The sequence below is a fragment of the Cryobacterium soli genome (genome assembly GCF_003611035.1).
GTDB classification, from domain to species: Bacteria; Actinomycetota; Actinomycetes; order Actinomycetales; family Microbacteriaceae; genus Cryobacterium; species Cryobacterium soli.
The window spans coordinates 4,342,903-4,368,222 of record NZ_CP030033.1 but is presented as its reverse complement, the minus strand read 5'-3'; the positions used below and the strand labels follow the sequence as shown (position 1 = coordinate 4,368,222).

The following is a 25,320-nucleotide window of genomic DNA, read 5'->3' as shown; positions in this document are numbered from 1 at the left end:
GCCAGGCCGTACCGGGGTCGCCCGGGCCGGCTCAGCTCGCGACGGCGACCAGGCCCATCTCGGCCGGGCTGATCAGCAGCTCATTGCGAGGCACGACCCGCACGGTGTAGCCGAACCCGCCGGCCCGGTCGAGTTCCACGGTGCCGGTGAACAGCGTCGGCGTGCCGAGCGCGGGGCTGCCTGTCGCATCCGCGAGCGCGTCCTGGCCCAGCACGTCGTCGATCGGCTCGAGCGCCTGGGTGTTCACGTCGGTCAGGTCGTCCCCGCCCAGACTCCGCCCGTAGACCACCTGCACCGTCACGTCGTCGGGCGCCAGCCCGTTCAGCTGCACGTGGGCACGCAGGTGCAGTTCGTCGCCCACCTGCGGAACGGTGGCGACGCCGCCGGATTCCACGTGCGCGACGCCCACCCCTGGCCACGCGGCCGTGATGCGGCTCTTCCACGCGGCGAGCTCGCGTGCCGCCCGGTAGTCGTTCGCCGAGAGGCGCGCCTCGGACGCCCCTGCGGGCCGGTAGAGCTTCTCCACGTACTCGCGCACCATCCGCCCGGCGTTGAGCTCGGGCGAGAGTCCGGCGAGGGTCTGGCGGATGTTCGCCACCCAGCGTTCCGGCACCCCGTCGGCGTTCCGCTCGTAGAAGGGCGGCGCCACCTGGTGTTCGATGAGCTCGTACAGCGCCTCGGCCTCGATGCGGTCGCGTTCGGCGGAGTTGGTGGCCGCGTCCGCAGACGGGATCGCCCAGCCGTTCTGCCCGTCGAAGTACTCCGGCCACCAGCCGTCCAGGATCGACAGGTTGAGCGCGCCGTTCAGGGCGGCCTTCATGCCCGACGTCCCACAGGCCTCGAGTGGGCGGAGCGGGTTGTTCAGCCACACATCGGTGCCCGGGTACATCAGCTGGGCCATGCCGATGTTGTAATCGGGCAGGAACGCGATCCGCGTGCGCAGCTCGGGGTCGGCGGCGAACTGCACGATCTTCTGGATCAGCCGCTTGCCCTCCTCGTCGGCCGGGTGCGACTTGCCGGCGATGACGATCTGCACAGGGTGCTCAGGGTGCAGCAGCAGGGCGCGGAGCCGCTCGGGGTCGTGGAGCATCAGGGTGAGCCGCTTGTAGGTGGGCACCCGGCGGGCGAACCCGATGGTGAGCACGTCGGGGTCGAAGACCTGGTTGATCCACGCCGGGATCAGGCCGCCCGGGTTCTGTACGAGCCAGGCGGCGCCGATGCGGCGGCGGGCGTCGTCGACGAACTGGCGGCGCATGTCGCCGCGCACGTCCCAGAGGTCCTGATCGCTCACCACGGGCGAGGCCCAGTCCGCGGTGGAGGTGTCGGTGGTGCCCAACCGGATCGCGGCCAAGGCCTTGAGCGCAGGGTCGGTCCAGGTGGGCGCATGCACCCCGTTGGTGATCGACGTGATCGGCACCTCGCTGGCGTCGAACCCGGGCCAGAGGCCGCTGAACATCCGCCGGCTCACCTCGCCGTGCAGCTTGGACACTCCGTTGGCATGCTGGCCCAGCCGCAGGCCCATGATGGCCATGTTGAACACGTCGGGCGAGCCACCCGGGTAGCTCTCCGCGCCAAGGCCGAGCAGATCGTCGACGGCCACGCCGGGCAGCAGGTCGGTTTCGAAGTACCGGCGCACCAGCGAGCTGTCGAATCGGTCGATTCCAGCGGCCACCGGCGTGTGGGTCGTGAAGACGGTGCCGGCACGGGCCACCTGTAGCGCCTCGGCGAAGCTGAGGCCGTCGCCGATGAGGCTGGAGATGCGCTCGAGGCCGAGGAACCCGGCGTGTCCCTCGTTGGTGTGGAACACCTCCGGTTCCGGCCGGTCGTTGAGAGTGCTCCATAGCCGCACGGCCCTGGCCCCGCCGATGCCCAGCAGCAGTTCCTGAAGCAGCCGGTGCTCGCCGCCGCCGCCATAGAGGCGGTCGGTCACCTGGCGCAGGTCGTCGGTGTTCTCGGGGATGTCGGTGTCGAGCATCAGGAGGCGGATGCGGCCGACCCTGGCCTCCCAGACCCTGGCGTGCAGGGTGCGGTCCTCCGGCAACGCGAGCGACACCTGCACGGGCGAGCCGTCGGCGCGGCGCAGTACCGACAGGGGCAGGCCGTCCGGGTCCAGGAGCGGGTAACTCTCCAGCTGCCAGCCGTCGGAGGAGATCGCCTGGCTGAAATATCCGGCCTTGTAGAACAGGCCAACACCCACCAGAGGCACCCCCAGGTCGGAGGCGCTCTTCAGGTGATCTCCGGCCAGGATGCCCAGGCCGCCCGAGTACTGCGGCAACGCGGCAGCGATACCGAACTCGGGCGAGAAGTAGGCGATCGACGCGGGCTTGGCCCCCTCGAGTTCCTGATACCAGCGGGGCTGTTCCAGGTAGTTCCGGAGATCGTCGCGCACCAGGTTGACCCCGGAGACGTAGTCATGGTCGTGCGCGAGCTCCTGCAGCCGGGCCGGGTCCACCGCGCCCAGCAGCGCGACGGGGTCGCCGCCGATGCGGCGCCAGAGCTCGGGCGCGATGTGCTCGAACAGCTGCCGGGTGGGTTCGTGCCACGACCAGCGCAGGTTCCCCGCCAGCTCGTCGAGCGCGGCCAGCGACTCGGGCAGGACGGCACGGACGGTAAATTTACGGATCGCCTTCACGAACCTCACTTTACGGGCGCGAGGTGTCCAACAGGTAACGATCGCGCGCGTGTGCAACCACCGATTCCGCCCCCGTTCGCGCTACGGTCGTTATGTGGCTAAGACAGCAAAACGAACCGGTACCGCCCCTTCAACGCCGAGCACGACGGACGCCCCGACGAAAGTCGGCCGAATCCCGGTCCTCGACCTTGCCCCGCAGCTGAACGACAATCTCTGGCCGGCGAAGGCCTTCGCCGGCGAGGTCGTCCCGTTCCGCGCCACGGCCTTCAGGGAGGGGCACGACGCCATCGGCGTGATGCTGCACCTCACCGCGCCGGACGGCACCCTCACCCGGCATCCAATGCGCCTGACCGTGCCCGGCACCGACCGGTACGAGACCCAGGTGCGCCTGGACCTGCAGGGCTCCTACAGCTACCGGGTGCGCGCCTACGCCGACGACTTCGCCACCTGGGTGCACAACGCAGCCATCAAGATCCCGGCCGGCATCGATGTCGAGCTGATGTTCCTGATCGGGTCGACCCTGCTCGCGCCGGCCGGCAAGGACCTCGGTCGTCCCGTCGCCGAACGCCGCCTGTTCGCGGCGGCCGCCAAGACGTTGGCCAACACCAAGCTTCCCCTCGAGACCCGGCTGGCAGTCGTCACCGACCCGGCCCTGGCCGCCGCGGCCGCCGTGCGCCCCCTCGCGAGCCTGGACTCCTTCTCGGCCGAACGCACAGTACGGGTCGAACGCACCCGGGCCGGCGTCGGCTCCTGGTACGAGTTCTTCCCCCGGTCGGAGGGCGCCGTCCGACGCGAGGACGGCAGCTGGCAGAGCGGCACCTTCCGCACCGCCGCCGACCGGCTTCCCGCGGTCGCCGCCATGGGGTTCGACGTGCTCTACCTGCCCCCGATCCACCCCATCGGCCGTGCGTTCCGCAAGGGACCGAACAACACGCTCGACGCCGGCGAGAACGATCCGGGCTCACCCTGGGCTATCGGCTCGGCGGACGGCGGCCATGACGCCATCCACCCCGACCTGGGCACCATCGACGACTTCGGTTTCTTCCTGGACGCCGCCCGTGCCGAGGGTATCGAGGTGGCCATCGACCTGGCCCTGCAGGCCTCCCCCGATCACCCCTGGGTGAAAGAACACCCGGAGTGGTTCACCACCCTGCCGGACGGCACGATCGCGTACGCCGAGAACCCGCCCAAGAAGTACCAGGACATCTACCCGATCAACTTCGACAACGACCCGGCGGGCATCCGCGCCGAGGTGCTGCGCCTGGTGCGCTACTGGATCGGCGTTGGCGTCAACATCTTCCGGGTGGACAACCCGCACACCAAGCCGCTGGACTTCTGGGAGTGGCTGATCGGCACGATCAACCGGGAGTCGCCCGACGTGGTGTTCCTGGCCGAGGCGTTCACCCGGCCGGCGCTGCTGCAGGGCCTGGCCAAAGTCGGCTTCCAGCAGTCCTACACGTACTTCACCTGGCGCAACACCAAGGAGGAGCTCGAGGAGTTCTTCGACGGCCTCGCCCACGACACCGCGGACTTCCTACGCCCGAACCTGTTCGTCAACACCCCGGACATCCTCACCGAGTACCTGCAGTTCGGCGGCCCGGCGGCGTTCAAGATCCGCGCGGCCCTCGCCGCGACGGCCGCGCCCACCTGGGGCGTGTACGCGGGTTTCGAGCTCTACGAGAGCGTCGCCCGCCCGGGCGCCGAGGAGAACATCGACAACGAGAAGTACGAGTACCGGCCGCGTGACTTCGCCAAGGCCGAGGCCCTGGGCCGGTCGCTGTCACCGTTCCTCGGCCTGCTCGGCCGCATCCGTGCCGCGCACCCGGCACTCCGGCAGCTGCGCAACCTGGACATCCACTCGAGCGACGACGATTCGATCCTGGTCTACAGCAAGTACCTGGCCGGCGAGTTCACCGACGACGGCCGGGCGGATGCGCTGATCGTCGTCGCCAACGTCGACCCGCACTCGGTGCGCGAGACCGTGGTGCACCTGGACGTGACCCGATTCGGCCTGCCGCTCGGCTCGCACTTCGAGGTCGAGGACCTCGTGACCGGCTCCGTGTGGACCTGGTCGGCCGACAACTTCGTGCGCCTCGACGCCTTCACCGAGCCCGTGCACATCCTGCACGTGCGGGTTCCGGCCACCCTGCAGACCCAGAACGGACGCTCCGAATGAAACACGCCATCGGCAGCCCCGCCGACGAACTCCCCGAGATCTCCGCGCACGTCCTGGAGACCGTCTCGGTCGGCTCGTACTACAACCCGCACGAGGTGCTCGGCCAGCACCTGCTCGATCTGCCCGGAATCACGGACCCGCTCACGGTCATCCGCACGCTGCGCCCGCTGGCCACAGAGGTCGTCGCGGTGCTCGCCACGGGCGCCCGCATCGAGCTGGCCCACCTGGGTTTCGGCATCTGGCAGGGCGTGAGCACCATCGGCCCGCAGGACTACCAGGTCGAAGCGCACTACGAGGGCGGCCCGGCCTGGCTCGCCGACGACCCGTACCGCTACCTGCCCACCCTGGGCGAACTGGACCTGCACCTCATCGGCGAGGGCCGGCACGAACAGCTCTGGGATGTCCTGGGCGCGCACGTGCGCCGATTCACCGGGGTCATCACCGCCGTCGACGGCACCTCCTTCTCGGTCTGGGCCCCGCATGCACGCGCCGTTCGAGTCATCGGAGACTTCAACAGCTGGTCGGGCACCCTGCACGCCATGCGCAACATGGGCAGCACGGGCGTCTGGGAGCTTTTCGTGCCCGGCCTCACCGCAGGGTCCAACTACAAGTTCGAGATCCTCACCCAGTCCGGCGCCTGGGTGCAGAAGGCCGACCCGATGGCCCGGTACACCGAGGTACCGCCGCTCACGGCGTCGGTCATCGGCCAGACCGACTACGTCTGGCAGGATGCCGACTGGCTGGCCGACCGCAGCGCCACCGACCCGCACGACCGCCCGATGAGCGTCTACGAGATGCACGTCGCCTCGTGGCGCCCCGGGTTGGGCTACCGGGCCCTGGCCGACGAACTCATCGCCTACCTCGGCGAGCTCGCGTACACCCACGTCGAATTCATGCCGCTGTCCGAGCATCCGTTCGGCGGTTCCTGGGGTTACCAGGTCACCGGCTACTTCGCCCCGACCAGCCGCTTCGGACACCCTGACGACCTGCGCTACCTCATCGACCGGCTGCACCAGGCCGGTATCGGCGTGATCATGGACTGGGTGCCGGGCCACTTCCCTAAGGACGACTTCGCCCTGGCGCGTTTCGACGGCCAGGCGCTCTACGAGCACCCGGACCCGCGCCGCGGAGAACAGATGGACTGGGGCACCTACGTGTTCGACTTCGGCCAGAAGCAGGTGCGCAACTTCCTCGTCGCGAACGCCCTCTACTGGCTCGAGGAGTTCCACATCGACGCGCTCAGGGTCGACGCCGTGGCGTCGATGCTGTACCTGGACTACTCGCGGAAAGACGGCGAGTGGGAGCCCAACAAGTTCGGCGGCCGGGAGAACCTGGAGGCGATCAGCCTGCTGCAGGAGGTCACCGCGACGGCGTACAAGCGCAACCCGGGCACCATCATGATCGCTGAGGAGTCCACCAACTGGGGCGGCGTCACGGCGGCCACCTCCGGCGGCGGCCTGGGCTTCGGCCTCAAATGGAACATGGGCTGGATGCACGACTCGCTCGAGTACATGAGCGAAGACCCGATGTACCGGGCGTATCACCACAACGAGATGACCTTCTCGTTCGTCTACGCCTTCAGCGAGAACTTCCTCCTGCCCATCAGCCACGACGAGGTCGTGCACGGCAAGGGCTCGCTCATCGCGAAGATGCCGGGCGACTCCTGGCAGCAACTCGCGAACGTCCGGGTATACCTGGCCTTCATGTGGGCGCACCCCGGCAAGCAGCTCTTGTTCATGGGCCAGGAATTCGGCCAGCGCTCCGAGTGGAGCGAGGAGCGCGGGCTGGACTGGTGGATGCTCGACCAGCCCGGTCACCGCGGCCTGTTCAACCTCGTCGGCCAGCTCAACCGGGTCTACCGGGCCACGCCGAGCCTCTGGGCCAGGGACAATGATCCGGGCGGCTTCGAGTTGCTCGACGGCGGGGCCGCGGCGGAGAACGTGATCACCTTCGTCCGCTGGGACAACGACGGCACTCCGGTCGCCTGCCTGTTCAACTTCTCCGGCTCCCCGCACACGGGGTACCGGGTGGGGCTGCCGCAGGCCGGCGTGTGGGAGGAGATCCTCAACACGGATGCCGAGAACTTCGGCGGCTCCGGCGTGGGCAACCTCGGCGAGGTGCACGCTTTCGCGGAGCCGTGGGCCGGACGCCCGGCATCCGCGACCCTCACCCTGCCGCCGCTCGGCGCCCTCTGGCTGCGTTTGCGCCGCTAACCCTCCAGCGCCACGCGACGACGTCGCCGGTCGAGCGTGTCGTCGCCGGTCGAGCGTGTCGAGACCCCGTGAGCCGATCTCCAGACTGCCTCACCAGGTTTCGACAAGCTCAACCCGCGCGCGGGTCGCCGCACGTAGGCGAGCTCGGCTAGTAGAGCAGCGCGGTCAGGCGTTTGCGCGCCGGCGGCACGCGGGGATCGTCGGTGCCGACGACCTCGAACAGTTCGAGCATGCGCTGCCGCACCAGGTTCTTACCCGCCGCGTCCTGCGCGGGGAACAGTCCGAGCAGCCGGTCGAAGGCGTCCTCGATGTGACCGCCGGAGAGGTCCAGGTCGGCCACGAGCAACTGCGCGTCGAGGTCAGCGGGGTTGTCGGCCGCGGCCGAACGCACCTCGGCGATGGTCTTGCCCTGCAGGCGGCCGAGCAGGCTCACCTGGGCGAGGCCTGCCGTGGCCATGGCGTCGCGGGGGTCGCGGGCCAGGGCCAGCTTGTAGATGTCGATGGCGGCCGCGTAGTCGCCGCGCTCGATGGCCTCGTAGGCCTCGCGGTGGTGCGGCGGCAGTTCGGGTTCGACCGGGGCGACGGGCTCCCCGGCCGGAGCCTCTGCGGCGTCGGCGACACCGGTCACCCCGTGCTGGGCCGCCAGCTCGAGCACCCGCTCGAGGACCTCGCGGATCTGCACAACGGGAAGGACACCGTCGAACAGCTGCACAGGTTGGCCGTTGATCACGGCGGCGAGGGTGGGCACCGAGGTGGCCTGGAACGCCTGCGCGAGCTGGGGGTTGCTGTCGATGTCCACCGTGGCGAGCACGAACCGGCCGTTGTACTCCCGGATCAGGTTCTCGATCACGGGGGTCAGCTGCGTGGCTGGTTCGCTCCACTGTGCCCACAGGTCCACGATCACCGGGACGAACTTGGACAGCTCCAGCAGCTCGGCGAAGTTGGTGTCGGTTCCTTCGAGCACGAGGCTCGGAACAGGCACCGGACCGGCCGGGCCGGCCGGCGCACCGGGGGCACCGGCCGCTCCGGCGGCCGGCGCCGGCGGACGGTTCACGAGCGAGGACAGGTCGACGGCGCCGCGCAGATTGGCGCCGGCTGGGGGGATGACGGTCATGGAAGCTCCACGGATGAGATCAGTCCCTGGCTGAAGCCAAGGAGAACGATTTTGTCGGTCGACCCGGCAGCGGGCACATGGAAGAGCAATTGCTCGCTGTAGGTGTTCTGGATGCCCTTGGTGGTCTTGGTGATCCCGGACAAAGCCTTGCTCGGACCGGAGGTCGGTTCGATGGTCGCCTTACCGTTCACCGAGGTCACGGTGGTGATCTCGTTGACGCTGACGGCCACAATACTGCCGGAATCGTTGGTGGACAGGGCCACCACGTCGCCGCTGCCCGCGGCGTTGGTGAACTCCATCGCGGCAGTGTCCTCCAGGGCGTCCTTCTGCTTCTGCTTGCTGTCGACGCCGAGCAGGGTGCGCGCGGAGTCGCCTTCCGCCTGGAACAGCGGGAAGGACGCGCTCGCGTCGCCGTTCAGGAGGATGTCGGCGTATGCCGGTCCAACGGCTTCTGGGGCCATGGAGATCAGCTTGCTGTCCGGCGGGACGAGGGAGGCCCCGATGGTCGCCGGCGCGACGCCGGGCACCTTGGCGGAGGCCTCGAGCTGGATGGCGTACTCCACGAGATAATTCTCCCGCGGCGACTCCTGCTTGAGGATCAGCGCCATGGTGGGTACCGTCGACTCGTCCTCGGATTGCAGCACGGTCATGACCACGCGCGGCCAGGTGTCGGTCTGCTGCGGCAAGGTGAGGGTCATCGGGGAGTCCGGCAGGGCCGTGGTGGGGGCGAAGGAGCCGTCCGCCGTGCGGATCTTGTAGTTGGCCAGACGCTGTTCGAGTGCGGGCCCGGTGAAGCGGGTCGCGATGCTGTCAGCGTCCAGACCCGCGTCCGCGGCCGCGGTCAGCGAGACGATGTCGCCGACGATGCGCTCGAGCTGCGGCGTGGTCACGGCCGGGGCCTTCACCTCGGCGGGTGCGGGTGCCTCTGTGCCCTCCGCGGTGGCGGACGGAGTGGCGGTGGCCGTTCCGGTCGGTTCCGGCGCGGACGTCGGCCAGAACTCCGGCGAGCATCCGCTGAGCACGAGCCCGGAGACCAGGAGCAGGGGCACGGCGATCATGGAGCGTCCGATCGAGCGGCGCGGGCCGGTGATCTCACTGGCCTTGATCGTCTTGGGCCGCGGCACCCGGGGCAGCTTGGGCATACGCGGGCCGCGCGGCACGTTGCGGCGCGGGCGACGGGAACGGCGGAAGTGCAGCAGGCCGAGGAGGTAGACCACGAAGCCGATCAGGGCCATCAGCGCTCCCCCGACGATGAGCGGACCCGCCCACGGTGTGGAGTTGTCCAGCGGCCAGGCGATGGTGATGTCTGTCGGCGCCGGAGCCGTGCCGTCCGAGGCGATGATGACCGAAATACCCTCCGGAACGGTGAGCGTGGTCGTCAGCGACCCCTCGGCGGAGAACTCCTGAAGCCAGAGATCCGATCCGGCCGGGTTGGTCGGCAGGGCCGGGGCCTCCGCTTCGGCGCTCTCGGCGCTGCCGGCGGAAGGCTCCGTCGCTGTTCCGGCGACCGTGGTCACATCGAGGGCGTTGGAGCCGGCGTCGAAGGCCACATCGGCGTAGTCGTCGGACCCGATCCACGCGGTGACGTCACTCGTGCGGCCGTAGGCCACGAACACGGTGTCGGCTCCGCCCACCGTGACGGTCTGGCTGCCGGGGAACGCGGTCAGCGCGCTGCCCTCGATCACCGCGTAGGGCGAACCGTCGCCGATGGTCGTACTGAGGCTCTGGGAAGCCGGTTCAAGAAATATTGTTCGCTGCGCGATGCCGAATGCGATCATCAACGCTGCGAGAACGAATGCCAGAATGGCGAAGACGAAACGCACGTAAAACCCTCCTGTGTTGCCTGCCGATGGCTGCACCTTGAAGCGTGCGCCACCGTGTGCCGGGGCCGGAAAGCAACAGACACGGACGTTCTACGATAGTGGACGCTCCTGAGAGGTGCCTAATAGCGCTTTTTCATCGCAGCGTACCGGCTTCCAGCATCCGGAATCGGCCCCTGAACAGGGGCAACCCTGGTCACAGATGGGTCGGTGAGGCGAGGGCCGGAGGCACTAAAATCAGACGGGCCGCTCCGCCAGTGCATAGGCGGGGTGAGCGCCCATTAACGAGGAGAGATCGTGGCGACCGAAGAGGCTGACTTCACCCAGGTGTTCCGGGGGTACGACAAGGACGAGGTCGACAAGGCCATCCAGGGTCTGCGACGCGACCTGATCCAGGCGAACGCGCAGAGCACGGAATCGGCCAAGGAGGTCAAGCGCCTCGCCCAGCGCATCGACGACCTCAACGCCGAAATCGAAGAGGTCGGCAGTCCCACCTTCTCTGGCCTCGGCACCAAACTCGAGAACACCCTCCGGGTGGCCGAGGAACAGTCCACCCGCGTCATCGCCCAGGCCGACATCGATGCCGAGAAACTGCGAGCGTCTGCCTCCGCCGAGGTCGAGGCCATGAAGCGCCAGGCCGCCGAACACGCCGAACGGTCGGTCTCGGATGCCACGGTGAAGGCCGGCCGGCTCCTGACCGACGCGCAGACCGAGGCCGACGACCTGCTCAGCCGGGCCGCCGAGACCGCGGACCAGGTCACCCAGGACGCCCTGCAGGAAGCCGCCGCCATCCGCGGCGCCGTGGCCACAGAAGCCGCAGAGCTCCGGGCCACGGTCAAGCGTGAGGTCGCCGCCATCCGCTCCGAAGCCGAGCGGGAGGCCGCCGAAGTGCGCGTCGTAGCCCAGCGTGAGGCGACGGAGGCCCGTGAGATCGCGGCCGGTCTCACCCGCGAGACCGAGCTGACCCGCGCCGAGGTCGCCCACGAGCTCGACCAGCAGCGCGCCGACCTCGCGCGGGAGACCGAGCAGGCCCGCATCGACCTCGCCGCCGAAACGGAACAGGATCGCATCGACCTGGCGCGGGAGACCGAGCAGGCCCGCATCGACCTCGCCCACGAGACGGAGCAGGCCAGGGCCGACCTGTCCGTGGAGATCGAACAGGGCCGCACCGACCTGGCCAGGGAGATCGAGCAGGCGCGCACCGCGCTGGCCATCGAGGGCGAGCAGGCGCATACCGACCTCGACCGCGAACTGGACAGGGACCGCGCCGCCGTGGTGCGGGACCTGGACAAGGCGCACGCCGACCTCGCCGCCGAGGTGGAGCAGGCCAGGGCCGATCTGGCGCGAGAACTCGAACAGACCAAGGCCGACTTCGACGCCGACAGCGAGCAGGCCCGCATCGACCTGGACAACCACCTCACGGCCACCCGCAAGCGCGGCGAGCACGAGGCGGCCAAGCTCCGCAGGGAGATCGACCAGATTCGCGCGGACCTCGAGGTGGAGCTCAAGGCCCGCCGGGACGAGGCCGAGCAGGATCACCTCGCCCGGCACCAGGCTGCCGTGGCGCAGACCCAGAAGTACCTCGACGACTCCGCCGCCCAGCTGGCCGGGACGAACGCCCGGACGGTTGAGCTGCGCACCCTGAACGAACAGCTGGATGCCGGCGCCCGCGCCGAGGCCAAGGCACAGAAGGCGAAGGCCGATGACGCCGCCGAGCGCATCGTGCGTGACGCCGAAGAACGGGCTGCGGCGCTCATCAGTGATGCGGAGACACGAACGCGTGACCTCGTCACCGACGCTGAAGACCGTCTGGCGCAGATTAGGATTGAGCGCGACTCGGTCGCCGGATATTTCGAGAGCCTGCGCAGCGTCCTGTCCCAGGCGGAGAAAGTGAATTCCGACCAGGACCAGTAATACCCCCGGCTTCTCCGGTTCGTCTCGCGCGGCTGGCTCGGCCCGCACCGGAACTAGTGGAGACAACTGTGAAGATCCAAAACGCCTTCCGTTTGGGCCTGGTCGGCACCCTGGGTGTCGGAGTCGGCGTGCTGATCCTCAGTTCCGTCGTATCCCTGCAGACGATCATCACCTACGTGGGCGCCGCGCTGTTCCTGGCTCTGGGCCTTGACCCGGCCGTGTCGTGGCTGGAGAAGAAGAAGTTCCCGCGCTGGGCGGCCATCCTCACGGTGTTGGTGGCCGTGCTGGGCGTTCTCACCGGCGTGATCTTCGCGATCGTACCGATCATCGTCGACCAGGTCGCCAAGCTGTCCGAGCGGATTCCGGACCTGATCACCTCGGTGAACACGTCGACCTTCCTCGACGATGTGCAGAAGCAGTTCCCCGCCCTGGACGTGCAGAAACTCACCGAATCGGTCACCGACTACCTCGGCGGCAATCTCACCACCATCACGGGCGCGATCGTTGCCTCGGGGGTCGCCATCGTGACCGGCCTGTTCGGCGGGCTGATCATCCTGATCCTCACGCTGTACTTCACGGCGTCGCTCAACAGCATCAAGCGGGCCACCTACCAGCTGGTCCCCGCCTCGAAGCGTGAGCGCTTCGCCGACCTCAGCGAGCAGATCACCACGGCCGTCGGCCGCTTCATCGTGGGGCAAGGGGCCCTGGCAGCCTGCAACGGCGTGCTGAGTTTCATCTTCCTGTCCATCATCGGCGCCCCGTTCCCCGCGCTGCTCGCCGTGATCGCGTTCCTGTTCTCCCTGATCCCCCTCGTGGGCACCATCACGGGCTCGGTCCTGATCGTGGCGACCTGCATGATCCCCGGCATCGGCAGTTCCTGGCTCACCGTGCTCGTGGCCGGCATCTACTACCTGGTCTACATGCAGGTGGAAGCGTACGTGCTGAGCCCCAACATCATGAACCGGGCGGTCGCCGTTCCCGGTGCCGTCGTGGTCGTCGCCGCCCTCGCCGGCGGTTCGTTGCTCGGCATCCTGGGCGCGCTCATCGCCATCCCGGTGGCCGCGTCGGTCATCATGATCATCAAGCAGGTCGTCATCCCCCGCCAGAACGAGCTCTGAGGCCGTTCACGACCGGGCCGAGAGCCTTAGAGCTCCCCGGCCCATTCCACGGGCAACGGCGCCTTGGCCGGGTTGACCACGGACACGATCTCGTTGAGCACCCGCCGGGTCTGAGTCTCCCCCACCCACAGGTGCTTGCCGCCGTCCACCGCGATCAACCGGGCGTCCGGGACGCTCGCGAAACGGGCCCGGGCCTCATCCGGGCGCAGGTAATCGTCGAGTTCAGGAACCAGGACCACGAGCTTCCGCGGGTTTCCCGCCCAGGCGGCCACCTCGGCATCCGTCGCCCGGTGCAGGGGCGGAGACAGGAGGATCGCACCGACGATGGGGTGCTCCAGGCCGTACTTGAGGGCCAACTCGGTGCCGAACGACCAACCGACGAGCCACGGATTGGGCAGGCCCCGTTCCGCCACGAAGGCCATGGCGGCGGCCACGTCGTCACGCTCGGTCTGACCGTGCCCGAAGTCGCCCTCGCTGGTGCCGCGGGGGACGTGGTACCACGCGTGTTGAACCTCAGCACAGCGAGGTCGGCGAGGGCGGGCAGCCGGCCGGCGGCCTTCCGCAGGATGTGCGAGTCCATGAATCCACCGCTGGTCGGCAGCGGATGCAGCGTCACAAGAGTCGCCACGGCCGGTCGGTCGAGCGGGGTCGCGAGTTCCCCGACGAGGGTCAACCCGTCGGCGGTGTGCAACTCGATGTGTTCCCGCACGGCGGGTAGTTCGATACCGCCGCGGATCTCGACCGGTCCGGCCATAACATTCTCCTCATCGGGTTCACGGCACGGCTGCCGCGGGTGGTGCAGGGGTCTTCAGAATCTCCCGGGCTCCCGGAGGGTGCTGAGCAGGACGCCGCCTTCCGCTACTTGAGCTTCCAGCAGTGCAGATGCCAGTGCCGCCGGGCGGCGAGATCGGCGGCGTCGCCCATCACACCGTCGCCGCGCCAGGTGACGACATGCGCCACGCCCGGCGCGATGTCGAGCCGACAGCCAGGGCACAGGTAGGTTTTCGCGGCCGCGACAGCGCTGATCGGCTGCACGTTCCAGGTTCCGTCGCGCTTCACTTCGGTGCGGCGCCACCCTGCCTGCAGGCGGGCGAATCCGTCGTCGTCATCGCCGGCGCCGCTCTTGCGGCCGTGAGGGCGGTTGCTGCGCGGCATGAGGAAAGTCTACCCGGGGCTGATTCTGCCGGTCGGGAAGGGCCGGCCGATCTGCTCTAGTACCAGCCGACGTCGACCGAGTGGCCCCAGGCGCCGCAGGGGGTGCCGTAGCGCCCGCTGATGTAGCCCAGACCCCATTCGATCTGCGTTGCGGCGCTGGTCTCCCAGTCGGAGCCTGCGGAAGACATCTTCGAACCGGGCAGGGCCTGCGGGATACCGTAGGCGCCGCTCGGGTTGGCGGCATTCACTCGCCAGCCGGATTCTTTGTTCCAGAGCGAGACGAGGCAGTTGTACTGGTCCTCGCCCCAGCCGCGAGACGCGACGGCACCGTAGGCGTAGGCCTGGGCGGATCCAGGGTCGGGCACCGCCGCGGCCGCGGCGGAGTACGACGAGGAAGAGGATGAAGCAGATGACGCCGGCGCGATCACGACGGGAGCCGGCTCGGGCTCGGGCTCGGTGACGGTGTACCCGTCAACGATCACCGTGTTCTCCACGCTGCTCGCGACGAGGAGCGACTGCGCGGCAGCGCCCTGGTAGCGGTCCGAGGCCGCGCCGGGTACCTGGAAGTAGGGCGACGCGGTGGCACCGGAGTACGGGTCCACGACCGTCACGAGAACGAACGCCGCGGCCGCGGAGAACGCGAACAAGGACAGGGCGGCGTGGCCTCGGGACCGAGGCCGGGCCAGCGCGCGCTGAGGGGGCCTGGACGTAGCGCTCAGCGGCGCCGGGACAAAGGGCGCACGGCGTACGCTGACGGCCGGTGTGCTCACCGGAGAAGCGCCCGATTCGGGCGCGGAAATACTGAGATGTCTACCCACGATTATTCGACCCTAGCCCACTTCTTGTGTAACGGCCAGGTAACGACACGCTGCGGGTCACCGAACGGCGAGCATGACGTCGACGACGCTGTCCAGAACCAGGTCCACCTGCGCCTCGCGGTAGCCGGCACGCTGGGGCCGGAACACGGCCGTGCGAACGTCGTCGACGGTGACTGTCGTCCCGTCCTGGAAGTAGCTGACGAGCTTGGCGGAGAGCTTGTCGACATCCGCCCGGTTGTACCCCGTGCTCAGGATGCTGGTGCGCGCGAATCGGTGACCGTCCGGCCGGCCGAGCCGGTTGATGAGCACCTGGGCGGTGCTGCGCGCGTCGTCGAGCCACGCCTGCGCGCCTGAGAGGCTGGTGGCCCGTTCGCGTTCCCGGAGCGCGAAGGCGTCTTCAAGGCGCTCCAACGCGGCGTCGACGTGTTCGGGTGAGTACCCGCCCTTCTGCATGCGGAACGCGGTGTGGCGGATGTCGGCGCTGGTCAGCTGCTCCGGGCCGTCCGCGGCGTCGTAGGCCTGGCGGGTCGACTCGAGGAACTCTTCAACCTGCTTGAGGTTGTAGCCAGGGGCCTTCTTGCTGGATCGCGGAAACGTTGTGCTCACCGCCTCATTCTGCCTCACGAGGGGCCGACTGTCGAAAACGACCCGGTCACGCGAAAATCAGGTAAAGGGCATAGGCCGCGGCGGCGGACGGAAGGATCGAGTCGAGGCGGTCGAGGAAGCCGCCGTGTCCGGGCAACCACGAGCTCATGTCCTTGATGCCCAGGTCCCGTTTGATGAGCGATTCGGCGAGGTCGCCGAAAGTCGCGGTGATCAGGATGACGGTGCCGAAGATCGGACCGAACCACCAGGGTTCGTCGAGCATGAAAATGGCCAGGAGGATGCCGACGACCATGCAGACTATCGCCGCGCCGGCAAAACCTTCCCAGGTCTTCTTCGGGCTGATGGTGGGCACCATGCGGTGCTTGCCGAAGGACAGGCCGGCCGCGTACGCGGCGGTGTCGGCCGAGATCACCAGGAGAAGGAACGCGAGGGTCCACCACTGGCCGCCCTCCTGGGTGACCAGGAGCACCGCGAAGCTGGCCAGGAAGACCACATAGACCTGGATCAGGAATCCGCCGCCGATATCGCCGAGGACGATCTTGGCGGGCGCCCGGTGCGCCGGAAGGACCAGCATGCCCACGCGCCACAACGCGATGAACACGATGCCGCCCAGCGTGGCCAGCCACTGCCCGGCGGCATCCCCGTAGAACGCAGCGGGCACCACGGCGACCGCCGAGATGAGCACCGGGATGCGCGGGACGTTGCGGCCGCCGTGCCGGAGGGCCTGGGCCAGCTCGAACGAGGTGAAGCCCACGATGACGAAGGCGACGATCATGAAGAGTTCTTTGATGAAGATCAGACTCACCAGCATCGACCCGCCCAGCACGAGCCCGATCAGGGTCGCGAGGATCAGGTTGCGCCCGGTTCGGGCTTCGATGCGCTCATTCGTCGCGTCGAGCTGGGCCTTGGTCGCCTGCACCTGCCGCTCGATGTCGGCCTTGGTGGACTGCACCTGCGCCCGGAACTCGGCCCGGGATGCGCCGCGTCCACGGTGAGGTGGCTTGGTGGGCCCTGGATCGTCCGTCATCACGCTGCCCTCCCCTAGATGGCGAGGAGCTCGGCTTCCTTGCGCTTGAGAGCCTCGTCGATCTGGTCGATGTGTGCCTTGGTGATCTGCTCGAGTTCCTTCTCGGCGCGGGCCACGTCGTCGTCGCCGACCTCGCTCTTGAGCGCATCGAGGTCATCCTTGGCCTTGCGGCGGAGGTTCCGCACGGACACCTTGGCGTCCTCGCCCTTGGTCTTGACGATCTTGACGTACTCCTTGCGGCGGTCATTCGTCAGCTCGGGCAGCGACGCCCGGATGACGATACCGTCGTTGCCGAGGTTGGCGCCCAGGTTCGGGGTGTCCCGGATGGCGTTCTCGATGTCGCGCAGAGCACTTTTGTCGTACGGCGTGATCAGGAGCGTGCGAGCTTCCTGGTTCTGCAGCGACGCGAGCTGACCCAGCGGGGTCGGGGTGCCGTAGTAGTCGACCAGGATCTTCTGGAACATCTGGGGGTGTTGCGCGACCCGTTCGCACGGTGGCGAAGTCCTCTTTCGCGGACTCGACCGCCTTGGTCATGCGCTGAGTGGTGTCGGACAGGACATCCGTAATCACGGTGACTCCTTCTTCGGTGGCTTCAATAATCCTAGTTGGAGACGAGGGTTCCCAGTTCGGCGCCCAGGATGGCGGCGGTCACGTTGCCGTGCGGCGCCATTCCGAATACCCGCATGGGCATGCTGTTGTCCATGCAGAGGCTGAAAGGCCGTCGAGTCGACGACCTTGAGTCCGCGCTGGAGCGCATCCTGGTAGGGTGATGCTGTGGATCTTGTTGCGCGTCGGGGTTCGTGCGCGGGTCGTCGGAAGTAGACCCCGTCGACGACACCGTTCTTGGCGACGAAGCACGACCTCGGCGCCGATTTCCAGGGCACGCTGGGCGGCCACGGTGTCGGTGGAGAAGTAGGGCAGTCCGGCGCCGGCGCCGAACGATGACGACCCGGCCCTTCTCGAGGTGACGCTCCGCGCGGCGCGGAATGTACGGCTCGGCGACCTGGGTCATGGCGATGGCGGATTGAACGCGGGTCTCAGCGCCGGCCTGCTCTGAGGAAGTCCTGCAGCGCCAGGGCGTTTCATGACGGTGCGCCGAGCATGCCCATGTAGTCGGCGCGGCCGCGCGGTCCATGCCGCGCTGCGAGAGCTCGGCGCGGCCGGAAGAAGTTGCCGCCGCCGACCACGATGGCGATCTCGACGGTCTGTGCCGCCTCGGCGATCTCGCGGGCCAGGCGCGCTGATGACGTCGGGGTTGACGCCGAGGCTCCCTGCCCCGAATGCTTCGCCCGATAGCTTTGAGGGGGACCCTGCGCTTCTTACCCGTGTCTGACATGCCCGTGAGCGTCCTTCCGTTTGACGTGCTTCTAAAACTACCGGTACCAGCCCGGTTGGGGGCCACACGCCGCCGAGCGGGCGGGGTGTGCCGTAGACACAGAAAAGGAGACCGGATTGCCTGGGCGACCCGATCTCCTCCTCGTGGTGCTACGTGGTGCGTGTGCTGGTTACGCGCCGACCTTGAAACGGGCGAAGCCCGATATGGTCAGGCCCGCGTCAGCGACGACCTTGGCCACGGACAGCTTGTTGTCCTTGGCGTAGTCCTGCTCGAGCAGGGCGACCTGCTTGAAGTAGGCGTTGATGCGACCTTCGACGATCTTGGGCGGCGCGGCGGCCGGCTTGCCCTCGTTCTCGCTGATCTCGGGGTGACGATGCGCACGCTCGGCCTCGACGGCTTCTGCGGGAACGTCCTCGCGAGCCAGGTACTCCGGGTTCGCGAACGAGATGTGCTGGGCGATGCTGCGAGCGGTCGCGGCATCCTCACCGGCGTAGCCCAGGACCACGCCGACCTGCGGGGGCAGGTCCTTGCTGGTCTTGTGCAGGTAGATCTCGAAGTTCTCACCGGTGACGGCTGCGACGCGGCGAAAGTTCGAACTTCTCGCCGATGATCGCGGCTTCGCCGTTGATGAGGTCTCCCACGGTCTGGCCGTCGGCCGGAGCGGCAAGCGCCTCGGTGACGTTCGTGGCGCCCGGCTGCGGAAACCGCATCCAGGACCTTCTCGGAGAGAGCGCCGAACTTCTCGCCCTTGGCGACGAAGTCGGTCTCGCAGGCGAGCTCCAGCAGGTACGCGGTGTTGCCGATCACCTTGGCGGCGACGAGGCCCTCAGAGGTGGAGCGGTCAGCGCGCTTGGCGTTGCCCTTTGCACCCTTGAGACGCAGGATCTCGACCGCGCGCTCGATGTCGCCATCGGCTTCGACGAGTGCGTTCTTGGTGTCGACCATGCCGGTGCCGAGGCGCTCGGCGCAGGATCTTGACGGATTCGAGGTTGAAGTTTGCCATACCTGTTGTCCTTACTTGGTGTCGGCTACGGGAGCGTCGGCTGCAACCTCTTCGGTTGCGGCTTCGGCCGCTGCGGGCTCTGCTGCTTCGGTCTCAGCGACGGGCGCCTCTTCTGCAACCTGCTCGGTGGCGACGGTTTCGTCGGCGACCTTCTCGGTGTCAGCGGAGGACTGCTCGGGCGTGGTCTCGGCCGGAGCTGCGAGCAGCTCGGCTTCCCAGGCGGCGAGGGGCTCGACTTCGGCGCCCTCTTCCGGCTTCTGGTGACGCTGGATGAGGCCCTCGGCAGCGGCGTCCGCGATGATGCGGGTCAAGAGGCCCACGGAGCGGATGGCGTCGTCGTTACCCGGGATCGGGTACTGCACGTCGTCGGGGTCGCAGTTGGTGTCGAGGATCGCGATGACGGGGATGCCGAGCTTGCGCGCCTCGTCGATGGCGAGGTGCTCCTTGTTCGTGTCGACAACCCAGAGCGCGGACGGCGTCTTGGTCAGGTTGCGGATTCCGCCGAGGCTCTTGTGCAGCTTGACGAGCTCGCGCTTCTTGATGAGCATTTCCTTCTTCGTGAAACCGCTCTTGGCGGTGTCCTCGAAGTCGAGCTCTTCGAGCTCCTTCATGCGAGCCAGACGCTTGGAAACCGTCTGGAAGTTGGTGAGGAGGCCACCGAGCCAGCGCTGGTTGACGTAGGGCTGGCCGACACGCGTCGCCTGCTCCGAAATCGATTCCTGCGCCTGCTTCTTGGTGCCGACGAAGAGGATGGTGCCGCCGTGGGCGACGGTCTCCTTGACGAAGTCATAGGCCTTGTCAACGAACCCGAGCGACTGCTGCAGGTCGATGATGTAGATGCCGGAACGCTCGGTGAAGATGAATCGCTTCATCTTCGGGTTCCAACGGCGGGTCTGGTGCCCGAAGTGCACGCCGCTGTCGAGCAGCTGGCGAATGGTTACGACGGCCATGAGCCGTACTCCTTATCTGACGAATCTGCGCAGCAGAAAACGCCCATCGGTTTGTGTCGTGATCGGATGACCACTACTCCTGGTGCCCGGCGCACAACCCGCCCGTCTTCTTGCGAAGTCAGGACCGAATGGGAGTGTTGGCCGAATGGGCACGCGTAGTCAGCGCACAAAGCGCTGCTCAGAGAACTCTAGCACCAGCCCGGCCCCGTCCGCGGACCGGTCAGCCCCTCCACAGTCGAGTTCGCCACTGCCGTGTGCACAGGTCCAGCTGCGGTGACCCGCCGGCGCTCGGCCGCGCCCAGTCTCGGTGCATGACATCCTCCATGCTGACACCCCCGCGCATCTGCCGCATGGTGCTGACAGCCGCGGCCGCTCTGACCCTCTTGCTCGGCCCGTCCCTGCCGGAGCCGGCACCCGCATCCGAGCCACGGACAGCCGCCACCGCGCCCGCAGCTATCCCCGCCTCCGCAGCGGCAACTGCTACCGCGCCCCTCGTGGTGTGGACCTGGCCGGTCGGGCCGCCGCACGATCAGCTCCGGCCCTTCGAAGCACCGAGCAGCCGATTCGCCGCCGGGCACCGCGGTATCGATCTGGTGGCCCAGGCCGGGTCGCCGGTGCGCGCCCCCGCCGACGGCGTCGTCTCCTTCGCCGGCACGGTGGTCGACCGGCCGGTGCTGTCGATCCTGCACGGCGACGACCTGATCTCGAGCTTCGAACCGGTGACGGCCACCGTATCCACGGGCGAGCGAGTGCGGGCAGGGCAGGTGGTGGGCATTGTGGCGACGGGGGCGCACTGTTCGGATCGCTGCGTGCACTTCGGGGTACGCCGGCACGGTCAGTACATCTCGCCGGTGCTGTTCCTCGGCGGACTCGCGCGGGCCGTCCTCCTCCCGCTGCCGCCGACCGGCCCTGTACCCCACCCGTCCCGCTGACCCTCCACCCCCGCTGCGGGTCAGGCTCGAGGGTGGGCCAGACGGTAGCTCTGCTGCAGGCGCTCCGCCGAGACGTGCGTGTAGATCTGGGTGGTGCCAAGGCTCGCGTGCCCGAGCATCTCCTGCACGGCGCGCAGGTCGGCGCCACCGTCGAGCAGGTGGGTGGCCGCCGTGTGCCGCAGGGCGTGCGGGCCGGCCGGTCCGGTGCCGGGCATCGACTCGAGCAGTGCGGCGACGGTCCGGTACACCGCACGCACTCCCAGGCGCTGCTGGTGCCGGCCGAGGAACAGCGCCGTGGTCGGCCCGGTTCCGGCCGGAGCAGTGGCAGCGGCGAGGGCCGGCCGCGCGGCGTTCAGGTAGTGCACCAGGGCTTTCTGTGCCGGCACCCCGAATGGCACGACGCGCTCCTTGCTTCCCTTACCCGTCACGCGCACGGTCAGACGGGACAGGTCCACATCGGCCACGTCCAGCCCGACCAGTTCGGACACCCGGAGCGCCGAGGCGTAGAGCAGCTCGATGACGGCCAAGTCCCGGATCGCGGCCGGGTCAGCGGTGTCCGCGGCCAGCTGGAGCCGGTCCAGGAGCTCCTGCATCTGGGTGCGGTTGATCACCCGAGGCAGGGTGCGGCCGGGTTTCGGTGAACGCAGCCGCACCGCAGGGTCGCTGGGCAGGGTGCCCTCCCTGGTCAGCCAGGCGGTGAATCCGCGGGCGGAGGCTGAGCGCCGGGCGATCGTGGCGCGGGCCAACCCCGCCTCGGTTCCGGTCCACAGCCAGTCGCGCAGCAGCTCGAGGCCGAGGTCGCCCACCTCGGTCGCCCCGCGCTCCTCGGCGAAGGTCGCCAGCCCGGCCAGGTCCGCGCCATAGGCGCGCACGGTGTTGGCGGAGAACCCCCGCTCCATCGTGAGGTGGCGAGCGAAGGCATCGATCGCCCGGTCCAGGTTCATGCTTCCAGCATCCCCTGCCCAGCCCCGGATCGCGGCAGCGACGCGGGAATCCACGGCGCATATCCGATCGGGGTCAGATCGTGTGCCGGGAGAACGCCTCGACGCGGTCGGGTGCGCTGAGCGCCTCCATCCGGGCCAGGTAGGCGGGATCGAAACGGGTGACCACGTCGAACGCGCCTAGCGGAACCGTCGAGTGCACCACCTGGTCGGCATAGACGTGCACGAGATTGATCGACTGCCCGCCGTCCACGCCGGTGAGCTGGCGGGGTGGGGCGGCAACGTCGATCGTGTAACAGGTGGCTGCCGCGACCGAGACCGGGATCCCGGCGAACAGCCCGGTGGTGGCGTAGTGCAGGTGGCCGCCCAAGATCGCGCGCACGTCGGTGCCCGCCAGGACCTGGGCGAGGGCGGCCTGTTCGCGGAGCTCCAGGATCGTCATCAGAGGCAGCGTCGTGGGCACCGGCGGGTGGTGCAGCGCGAGCAGGGACCCGTGCTCGGCGGGCTGGCTCAGCACCTCCGCCAGCCAGTCGAGCTGCCCGGCGGTGATCTCGCCGTGGTGGTACCCGGGCACCGTCGTGTCCAAGGTGATCATTCTCAGGCCGTTGAGGTCGACCACCGCATCGACGGGAGCGTCGTGGCCCTCGACCCGAAGCAGCTCGGTGCGGAACGCGTGGCGCTCGTCGTGGTTGCCCATCACCCAGACCAGTTCGGCGCCCATCCTCGCGGTTGACGCCTCGACGATGTCGCGCACGCGGCGGTAGGCATCCGGTTCGCCGCGGTCGGCGATGTCGCCCGTGAAGACCAGCGCGTCGATGGGCAGGCCGGAGGCCTCCAGCTGTGCCATCGCCCGGTGCACCGTGCTGTCGGTGTCGACGGCGTCGTAGAGCAACCGTCCAGAGCCGTCGGACGCGGTGCCGAGGAAATGGGTGTCGCTGAGGTGGGCGATGAGGTGGGTGGCGGCCGGGTACTGTCCCAGTTGCATGCCGGGACTCTCGTCGCGCTCGGTGGCATCCGCGGGTGACGGCCCGGCAGGGCTCGTCCCGGCAGGGCTCGTCCCGGCAGGGCTCGTCCCGGTCTGCGTGCGTGACGACGCTGACTTCTGCGCGTTGGTCGGTGTGATGTCCGTCATCGGCTGGCCCCTCGCTTCGGTTGACCCGGCGCGTGTCGCGCCACGGTCTCTCCCCATCACCCTAAGCGCCCCCACCGACCTCACCCGGCAACCGCAACTGGACCCGATCCGGACATCTGGTCCCGATGTGCCGGAACCACGTGTCCGGACGAGCCCCAGCCACTGAGCGGAAAGCTGACAGGCCGCTCAGGTGACCCGCACCCAGCCGGTGGCGCGTTCCCGCACAGAGCCCTCCAGGTCGAGGGCGCCGAGGGCGCCGAGCACCGCGGCCGTCGAGAGCCCGGACCGCCGGGCGACCTCGGCCGGCACGCGAGGCGCCCGGACGCTCAGCGCGTCGAACACCCGGATCTGGTCGCTCGTTCGCTCCCGCGGCACGGCACCGCCCACAACGCCGCCCGCGCCGGGCTGGTCGAGCTCGAGGTCCACACCCACTCCGATCAGCTCAGCCATTTCCGCGGCCGTGGTCACGCAGATGGCGTCGTAGTCGCGCAACAGCCGATGACAGCCCGCCGAGGTGGGCGAGGTGACGGGGCCGGGGACTGCTCCCAGCGGGCGCCCGAGGGCGGCAGCGTGCCCGGCCGTGTTGAGCGACCCGGAGCGCCAGCCGGCCTCGAGCACTACCGTGGCCTGGCTCGCCGCGGCGATGAGCCGGTTACGCTGGCAGAAACGTAATTTGTATGCGTGAACACTCGTGCCGCCATTTACGTCCGCCAGTCCGTCAACCACAAGGAGGGCATTGAGCGGGCCCTCGCCCGGTGCACGCGCCTCGTCGAGGCCCGTGGCTGGTCCCTCGTCGAGACCTTCGCCGATAACGACGTGTCCGCGTCCAAGTCCCGCACGTCCTCGCGCTGGGCAGACCTGCTCCGCGCCGTAGAGGCCGGACGTATCGACGTCGTGGTCGGTATCGACATGGACCGCCTCGTCCGCAGCATTCAGGATATGGGAACTCTGATCGACCTGGGCGTGCGCGTGCTCACGGTCGACGGTGAGATTGACCTCACGACTGCCGACGGCGAGTTCCGGGCCACCATGCTCGCCGGTATCGCGCGGTTCGAGGTCCGCCGCAAGAGCGAGCGCCAAAAGCGGGCGAACGAGTACCGCACCGCGAGCGGTCGGCCCGCCCCTGGTCGGCGCCGGTTCGGCTATGAAGTCGACGGCATCCGCCCCCGGGCGGGCGAGGCGGAGGTCGTCGTCCGCATGTTCGAGCACGTCGCGAACGGGGGCTCAATCCGGTCGCTTGCCCGGGGCCTCGTGGCCGACGGCGTCGACCCGGCACCCGGCCTCGAGTGGAGCAATAGGCGGGTCCGCGACATTCTGACCAACCCGCACTATGCGGGCCGTATCAAGCGGCTCGGCGGCGTCCTCGACTCCGACGTCGTCATCCCGGTCGTCGACGCGACTCTCTGGGCCGACGTCAACGCCATCCTCTCGGACCCCTCGCGCAAGACGACCACGGGACAGGCTCCCCGGCACATCGTCTCTCTCATCGCCCACTGTGGGACATGCGGCGACCGCCTCGTTTATATGAGAGCGTACCTATGCCGCTCCTCGGCCTCCCACGTTTCTATCCGCAAGCCCATCCTCGAGCCCGTCGTCGTCGAGGCCGTCGCCACCGCATTCCTCACCACGCCCCTCGATAGCTTCGGCACCCCCGGCAGCACGAGCGTTGGGCACCTCATGGCGCAGCACCGAAAGATTGAAGCCTCAGCGGCGGACGTCCTGGCAGACCGCGACGAGGGCCTTGTCTCCTCCTCCGTCGCCCGCGCCCGCCTCGTCGACCTCCGTGACGAGCGCCTCAAGATCGAGGCCGAACTCGAGCGCGCCCGCACCGAAAAGACCGCATCCGCGACTCTCTCCGAAATCGCACACGACCTCGTCGGCGACTCCCGCGAGTGGACCATGGGCGAGTTTGCCGCCATGGTCCAGACCGTCGGCGAGCGATTCACCGCCCTCGACATGGACCGTCAACGCGACGTCGTCCGTGCCCTCCTGCACGTCGAGGTTGCCTCCGGTCGCACGATTGACCGCGTGCACATCTGGCACAAGATCGCCACGCACCTCAACCCCGAGTCCGAGCCCGTGGTCGACTATGACGCCGCCGACGAGGACCTCAACCGCTCCGCTATCGCACGCCGGGCGCGCCGCCTCTAGCGCCGCAGGAACCCGGCTAGGACATGGGGAGGGCAACTCCCATGCGAACACAACCTGGCTACTCAGATGCGCCCCCGTGCGCGAGCTAATGGTGCCATCTAACGCGCTGTGCGCCTCTCTGCCGGTGCCAATTCTGAACCCACCCAACAATCCGTTTTGCCGTCGCCAGCGCCGCCACGAGGCGGTCGGCGCCGCGGCGGGCGCACTGCGGGGCACAAACGACCTCGGCGGTTCCTTCAAGTCGGCGCCGGGGCGCACGACGGAGTCGGATGTGACGAAGGT

General features: G+C 68.5%; 17 protein-coding genes and 4 pseudogenes. 6 read left to right on the top strand and 15 right to left on the bottom strand.

Features of this window, described 5'->3' with window-relative positions; genetic code table 11:
* Positions 1-31: 31 nt before the first annotated feature.
* A complete protein-coding gene (glgP, locus tag DOE79_RS20325) occupies positions 32-2,632 on the bottom strand; it encodes an alpha-glucan family phosphorylase (protein ID WP_120340044.1) in 2,601 nt (866 codons plus the stop codon).
* A 94-nt stretch (positions 2,633-2,726) separates the two neighbouring features.
* Here glgP and DOE79_RS20320 point away from each other — a divergent pair, with 94 nt between their 5' ends.
* Both DOE79_RS20320 and glgB read left to right on the top strand, forming a co-directional pair.
* Positions 2,727-4,808 (top strand): maltotransferase domain-containing protein, encoded by a 2,082-nt coding sequence (locus tag DOE79_RS20320; protein WP_181445838.1) that lies wholly within the window; start codon positions 2,727-2,729, stop codon positions 4,806-4,808.
* Positions 4,805-7,021, top strand: coding sequence for a 1,4-alpha-glucan branching protein GlgB (glgB, locus tag DOE79_RS20315; protein ID WP_120340043.1), 2,217 nt, complete (start codon positions 4,805-4,807; stop codon positions 7,019-7,021). Before DOE79_RS20320 ends, glgB begins: the two co-directional genes overlap by 4 nt.
* Positions 7,022-7,169: 148 nt before the next feature.
* Here glgB and DOE79_RS20310 read toward each other — a convergent pair whose 3' ends face one another.
* Both DOE79_RS20310 and DOE79_RS20305 read right to left on the bottom strand, forming a co-directional pair.
* Positions 7,170-8,135, bottom strand: a complete 966-nt coding sequence (locus DOE79_RS20310) for a tetratricopeptide repeat protein (RefSeq protein ID WP_120340042.1) — start codon at positions 8,133-8,135, stop codon at positions 7,170-7,172.
* On the bottom strand, positions 8,132-9,958 hold the full coding sequence (locus DOE79_RS20305) for a DUF8094 domain-containing protein (RefSeq protein WP_120340041.1): 1,827 nt from the start codon (positions 9,956-9,958) through the stop codon (positions 8,132-8,134). Before DOE79_RS20305 ends, DOE79_RS20310 begins: the two co-directional genes overlap by 4 nt.
* Before the next feature lie 294 nt (positions 9,959-10,252).
* Here DOE79_RS20305 and DOE79_RS20300 point away from each other — a divergent pair, with 294 nt between their 5' ends.
* Positions 10,253-11,869, top strand: a complete 1,617-nt coding sequence (locus DOE79_RS20300; RefSeq protein WP_120340040.1) for a coiled-coil domain-containing protein — start codon at positions 10,253-10,255, stop codon at positions 11,867-11,869.
* Positions 11,870-11,937: 68 nt separating this feature from the next.
* Positions 11,938-12,987: an AI-2E family transporter gene (locus tag DOE79_RS20295; protein WP_120340039.1), complete on the top strand. Its 1,050-nt coding sequence runs from the start codon at positions 11,938-11,940 to the stop codon at positions 12,985-12,987.
* A 26-nt stretch (positions 12,988-13,013) separates the two neighbouring features.
* Here DOE79_RS20295 and DOE79_RS20290 read toward each other — a convergent pair.
* The 9 genes and pseudogenes from DOE79_RS20290 to rpsB form a co-directional block, all read right to left on the bottom strand.
* A pseudogene (locus DOE79_RS20290) lies at positions 13,014-13,741 on the bottom strand (alpha/beta hydrolase).
* A 104-nt stretch (positions 13,742-13,845) separates the two neighbouring features.
* Entirely contained in the window at positions 13,846-14,142 is a 297-nt protein-coding gene (locus DOE79_RS20285) for a hypothetical protein (protein WP_120340038.1), read from the bottom strand.
* Positions 14,143-14,198: 56 nt separating this feature from the next.
* Complete coding sequence (locus tag DOE79_RS21200) at positions 14,199-14,789, bottom strand: aggregation-promoting factor C-terminal-like domain-containing protein (protein ID WP_425455667.1); 591 nt, start codon at positions 14,787-14,789, stop codon at positions 14,199-14,201.
* 228 nt (positions 14,790-15,017) lie between these two features.
* Positions 15,018-15,566, bottom strand: coding sequence for a DivIVA domain-containing protein (locus tag DOE79_RS20275; protein WP_120340037.1), 549 nt, complete (start codon positions 15,564-15,566; stop codon positions 15,018-15,020).
* 46 nt (positions 15,567-15,612) lie between these two features.
* A complete protein-coding gene (locus DOE79_RS20270; RefSeq protein WP_120340466.1) occupies positions 15,613-16,593 on the bottom strand; it encodes a phosphatidate cytidylyltransferase in 981 nt (326 codons plus the stop codon).
* 14 nt (positions 16,594-16,607) lie between these two features.
* Positions 16,608-17,163, bottom strand: a pseudogene (gene frr, locus DOE79_RS20265) (ribosome recycling factor).
* A 31-nt stretch (positions 17,164-17,194) separates the two neighbouring features.
* Positions 17,195-17,892, bottom strand: a pseudogene (locus tag DOE79_RS20260) (amino acid kinase family protein); the annotation flags it as partial.
* Positions 17,893-18,098: 206 nt separating this feature from the next.
* Positions 18,099-18,932: pseudogene (tsf, locus tag DOE79_RS20255) on the bottom strand (translation elongation factor Ts).
* Between the two features lie 11 nt (positions 18,933-18,943).
* Positions 18,944-19,882 carry a 30S ribosomal protein S2 gene (gene rpsB, locus DOE79_RS20250; RefSeq protein WP_066596114.1) on the bottom strand — a complete coding sequence of 313 codons (939 nt, stop codon included), beginning with the start codon at positions 19,880-19,882 and terminating at the stop codon, positions 18,944-18,946.
* A gap of 311 nt (positions 19,883-20,193) precedes the next feature.
* Here rpsB and DOE79_RS20245 point away from each other — a divergent pair, with 311 nt between their 5' ends.
* Entirely contained in the window at positions 20,194-20,814 is a 621-nt protein-coding gene (locus tag DOE79_RS20245) for a M23 family metallopeptidase (RefSeq protein WP_245977037.1), read from the top strand.
* 20 nt (positions 20,815-20,834) lie between these two features.
* Here DOE79_RS20245 and DOE79_RS20240 read toward each other — a convergent pair whose 3' ends face one another.
* The 3 genes from DOE79_RS20240 to DOE79_RS20710 all read right to left on the bottom strand — a co-directional run bounded on the left by DOE79_RS20240 (position 20,835) and on the right by DOE79_RS20710 (position 23,613).
* Positions 20,835-21,758 carry a tyrosine recombinase XerC gene (locus DOE79_RS20240; RefSeq protein ID WP_120340036.1) on the bottom strand — a complete coding sequence of 308 codons (924 nt, stop codon included), beginning with the start codon at positions 21,756-21,758 and terminating at the stop codon, positions 20,835-20,837.
* A 73-nt stretch (positions 21,759-21,831) separates the two neighbouring features.
* Positions 21,832-22,740, bottom strand: coding sequence for a metallophosphoesterase (locus DOE79_RS20235; protein WP_120340035.1), 909 nt, complete (start codon positions 22,738-22,740; stop codon positions 21,832-21,834).
* A 333-nt stretch (positions 22,741-23,073) separates the two neighbouring features.
* Complete coding sequence (locus DOE79_RS20710; RefSeq protein WP_162942868.1) at positions 23,074-23,613, bottom strand: DNA-processing protein DprA; 540 nt, start codon at positions 23,611-23,613, stop codon at positions 23,074-23,076.
* On the opposite strand from DOE79_RS20710, the gene DOE79_RS20225 reads away from it, so the two are divergent.
* Positions 23,569-25,038, top strand: coding sequence for a recombinase family protein (locus DOE79_RS20225; RefSeq protein ID WP_120340034.1), 1,470 nt, complete (start codon positions 23,569-23,571; stop codon positions 25,036-25,038). The genes DOE79_RS20710 and DOE79_RS20225 overlap by 45 nt on opposite strands.
* Positions 25,039-25,320 lie beyond the last annotated feature (282 nt).